The sequence below is a fragment of the Candidatus Paceibacterota bacterium genome, from assembly GCA_028714275.1.
GTDB lineage: Bacteria > Patescibacteriota > Minisyncoccia > Phycocordibacterales > CAINVO01 > CAINVO01.
Genome location: JAQTMP010000057.1, coordinates 1 through 3,948, shown reverse-complemented (window position 1 = coordinate 3,948; position 3,948 = coordinate 1). Strand labels below are relative to the sequence as shown.

The following is a 3,948-nucleotide window of genomic DNA, read 5'->3' as shown; positions in this document are numbered from 1 at the left end:
CCTGGAACAAGAACAATGTCAGGCCGTTCCTTCGCGTATAATCGATCCAGCTCTACAATCGTATTACCGATAAACGTGGTGGCGCTTGCGGAAACCCCCCTGAAATTGTAGTGAGGAGACGGAATGCCTAAACTCTTGAAGAACGTGTCTGACATGAGGGGGTCATGGTGTTGCCCCGTATGAACAATAATTGGCGTAATCTGAGGATGTCTTTTAAATTCTCGGAGAATGGGCGCAATCTTCATGAAATTCGGTCTAGCACCGGCAATGACCATTATTTTGAGAGTCTTTTGAGATTTTTTAGGATTTTTTTTCATAGCATTTCCTGAAAAGTTTTCATGTACTGATCCACCATGTTTTTTATGGTAACACGACTGACTATCTTTTCTTCAGCAGCTTCTCCTGCCGCTTCGAGTTTTTCGGGATCTTTCAGGGCAAGGACAATCTTTTTGGCCAAGTCGTCGGTTGATCCGTCAAAATACCAGCCGCACTTGATGTTTGCCCCGCTCTCCTCGAAAAGATCTTTCTCTGTTCCATCCGCATTGGTATAGACCGAAGGGAGTCCACAGGCCATTGCCGTATTAAAGCCCAGACCTCCAAGGCCGGGCATTACAAATAGGGTAGCTCGAGAGAGGTGTTCGCATAGTGTGGACTCGTCATATATACTCCCTAAAAATTCAACCCGTTCTTTCAAGTTGAGTTCCTCCGAAAGAGATTCGAGCCCTTGGCGCCCCGAACCGTCCCCGATGATTTTTAAGCTAATATTGGGAATTTCCGTGGCGACTATTTTTAAGGCTCTAAGCAAGGTCTCCATGCCTTTGCCTGCCGTCAGGCGCCCGCTAAATATAAGACTATTGGGTTTTTTCCGCAGACCTTTCTTTTTACATTCATTGTATTTTGCGTTGATGGTTGAAATATCGATGGCATTTTGGGCCACGCGTATCTTTCTTCCTGGGATAAACTTTGTGATCATAAGGAATCTTTTCGTGTGACTTGAATAGACTACGAATCGACTGACGTGACTCATCGCTATTCGATCTTTCAAAAACTTCAAAAATCTTTTTGGTCCGAGGAAATTAGCCACGACGAGATGTTTCCAGAAATTCTGAATCTTAAAACCATCACAACCGGTCCATACCGTCGCAACACCCTTGCCTCCGCGGGAATTTTCTATCGAACCCAGACGTTCTCGGTATTCCTTTTTTGAATATATTTGAGTGAGAGGGACTGCCCACGAGGCGTAAATGTCAGCATGGTGGTTGGATAAAACCGAAAATATCTCTGGGTGATAAAGGGTTCCATTCTCTCCAGGGGGATTTTCTTCAAGAGCAACGACGGAGAAGGGAAGGTCCTTCTCCGCTTTGCTCAAGCCGTCGATCTTCTTGTCTTTACTGACTACCAAAACCAGATCAACGTGTTTTGCCAATTCCGTGAAAAAAGGCACTCGATAACCAGGGAGTATCCATTGTTCGAATACAACGCGAATCTTTTTTAGAGAGTCGATCTTCCGAGTCTTGTTTTCCTGCCAACTACTCGGTCGGTAAAAAAGATAATTATGGTCGTCAAGCGTAAAGGCGGTGAAGCCGAAAGACTTCATTTTTTCTACGCGGTTAAAAGTATCCTTTTGGGAGTAGGGGGTGCAGTGATGGTGAAATTCAATAAAAATCTGCTGGTACGGCAGAAGTTGTTCTTTTGTGAGGTTGGCAATAAGCTCATATTCTGCGCCCTCAAGGTCGAGTTTGATGTATTCGATGAATGGTAAATCCAAGAACGCGGGAAGCCTCGCAAGGCTTACTGATTGGACTTGGTATGTTTGCACAGCATCTTTTTTGATGTTGTTGTGGCTTGTCAGCAAAGATCCGCTTACGTTGTCCTGAGTTTCGTTGAATGTGATGAGGCCGTCTTCTTTGCTGATGGCGATGAGACGATGGGTGAATTTTTCGCCCGTTTTTCTTGAAAGGGTGGCTAGGCTTTTTTGATGTTTTCTTGTTGGGTCAATTCCAATTGCTTTTAGATTGTATTTTCGTATCATTTCCATCGAGAAGTCGGCGTCAAATCCGCAGCCCGCATCGATCAGTGTGCTATTTTTGGTAAAAGTTCCCTTGAAGAGATAATTTGGATCGGCGAAGTGTACGTCAAGTATTCTTGCTCGCATTTTTCTGATAGTCAGCGTGCTCTTTTTTAGAAAAAGTGCAAGCACACTTGCAGGATGTCGGCATATTTTTTTGAGTATTTTTTTTATCATGGCGGAATCGTTAACCTAAGATTTGATTAGAAACAGAAGCCCCCTTTTTTATGTTGACGTGAGCGATAAGCATGTCGGCAAAAAACTTTATTCCCCAATTTGGTATGCCGTAGGTGACATAGGGGCCGCTTACTGGGTGTGAGCCAGTCAAACCTCCCAGGATTCGTCGATCCGCCGTACTTCTGATCTGCAGACCCTTCATTTGCTCGATCATTTTTTCGGCCGCCTTTAGAAAAAGCTCTTCTTTTGTCTTTTCAAAAATACGTATCCAGATGAAGGCAAGTTGTGCATTGCCGGTGAGGCAAGAGTAATTATCCGTCGATTGCCAATTTTGGTCAAAGGTGGCAGAAAGAAATTTTGTTTTTTCTAACTGGACGTAATGTCGCGCCAGAGCCAAGGCTGATTTTTCGGCTGCGTCCATGACTCGCCGATCATCTTTCAGGTACCCATACTCCCAGAGTCCGCTTATTGTGTAGGCTATGAGGTGGGTCCATGGCTTTCCATGTTGTGATAGGCTCGTGTTGCTGAACCAGCCGTTTTCATGCTGTTGCATAAGTATCCATTCAATGGTGCGGCGTGCTGCATCCGCACATTTTTTATCGCCGGATCTTTTTGAAACTTCTTCCAATGCCCATGCCACTCGACCGTCAAATGTTTTTGGTCCGTTATTTGAGAATTTTTCCCACGCGCCACTCATTTCTTGATTCTCCATGAGCCACCGAGCGGCTTTCGATGCGGCATCGAGGTATTTTTGTTTTTTCGTTTCGTCATATAGAGCACACCAACCAAGAATGACTTGGCCGGTATTAAATATTTTCAACCCAGGATCGCCGTCATCACGAGGCTCGCCAATGCCTCCGCTTGGGTGCTGTTCCTCAATTTCCCAATCCCCCATACTGACAGCTCGGTCTAGGCACTCAGAATCACCCGTTATCTTTGAGTAGGTGATGAAAGTCGGGATAATATAGCCAGTGGTCTCTCGGTATGGCTTGCCCCACGTATTGGACAGCAAGTCGTAAACGGCCGGTATTCCAGGACAGTCTGACACATTTTGAGTGTTTTTAAGCCAGTCTATCGCCAAGCTCAAGTGAGTAGAGTCCATATCGATTGTCGCGCCCGATTCATTATTTTTTAGGGTGCGGAAAACTCCCGGAAAACGCAAGGGTAGCACCACCTTCTTTTGGAATGATAGGCGCGTACGCTGAACGATGCTTCTTACCTTTGTTTGTAGGCTCATGTTTTATATTTCCCCACGATTCTTTCGGAGAAGAACGCAAGATATCTGATGTTTTTCGCTGCTCGATACTTTTTTTGGATAGGGAAGCATTTCGCCGCCTGTCCAATATTCTCCGGTAAAGAACTGCCAGTATTCTTGTTCGATTATCTCGGCATCATTCTCGGTGCACCATCTCTCCAGATCCTTCCTCGAATAAGCATGTGTCGTGTGGTCTGGAAGATTTTTCATCGACGTTCCTTCCGCATTGTATACATTGTGGACCCCCCTCTTTTCGTTGTATGGAAAAGTGAGGACTACGTGCCCACCTGCCGCGACCAACGAGAACATATTTTTCACTGCCTGATCGTATTTTTCGATGTGCTCAAGTGTGCTTATGCATGTCACCATTTCGAAGCAGTCTTCCAATTTTGTATCAGTTATGTCGTCGTTGAGTACGAGATAGTGTCGGTTCAGCAAGCCTTTTTTC

General features: G+C 45.2%; 4 protein-coding genes. All 4 read right to left on the bottom strand.

The annotated features are described in order from the left end of the window. On the bottom strand, positions 1-317 hold a 317-nt coding region (locus PHF79_04030; protein MDD5318948.1), incomplete at its 3' end, for a UDP-N-acetylglucosamine 2-epimerase. Further along, positions 314-2,245, bottom strand: a complete 1,932-nt coding sequence (locus PHF79_04025) for an FkbM family methyltransferase (GenBank protein MDD5318947.1) — start codon at positions 2,243-2,245, stop codon at positions 314-316. The genes PHF79_04030 and PHF79_04025, both read right to left, overlap by 4 nt. A gap of 10 nt (positions 2,246-2,255) precedes the next feature. After that, positions 2,256-3,482 carry a hypothetical protein gene (locus PHF79_04020; protein MDD5318946.1) on the bottom strand — a complete coding sequence of 409 codons (1,227 nt, stop codon included), beginning with the start codon at positions 3,480-3,482 and terminating at the stop codon, positions 2,256-2,258. A gap of 3 nt (positions 3,483-3,485) precedes the next feature. Continuing rightward, positions 3,486-3,948: methyltransferase domain-containing protein (locus PHF79_04015; GenBank protein ID MDD5318945.1), on the bottom strand; the 463-nt coding region annotated here is incomplete at its 5' end.

What these genes read in the sequence shown, in the direction of transcription:
- PHF79_04020 (MDD5318946.1), bottom strand. Translation starts at nt 3,482, where the DNA reads ATGAGCCTACAAACAAAGGTAAGAAGCATCGTTCAGCGTACGCGCCTA.
- PHF79_04025 (MDD5318947.1), bottom strand. Translation starts at nt 2,245, where the DNA reads ATGATAAAAAAAATACTCAAAAAAATATGCCGACATCCTGCAAGTGTG.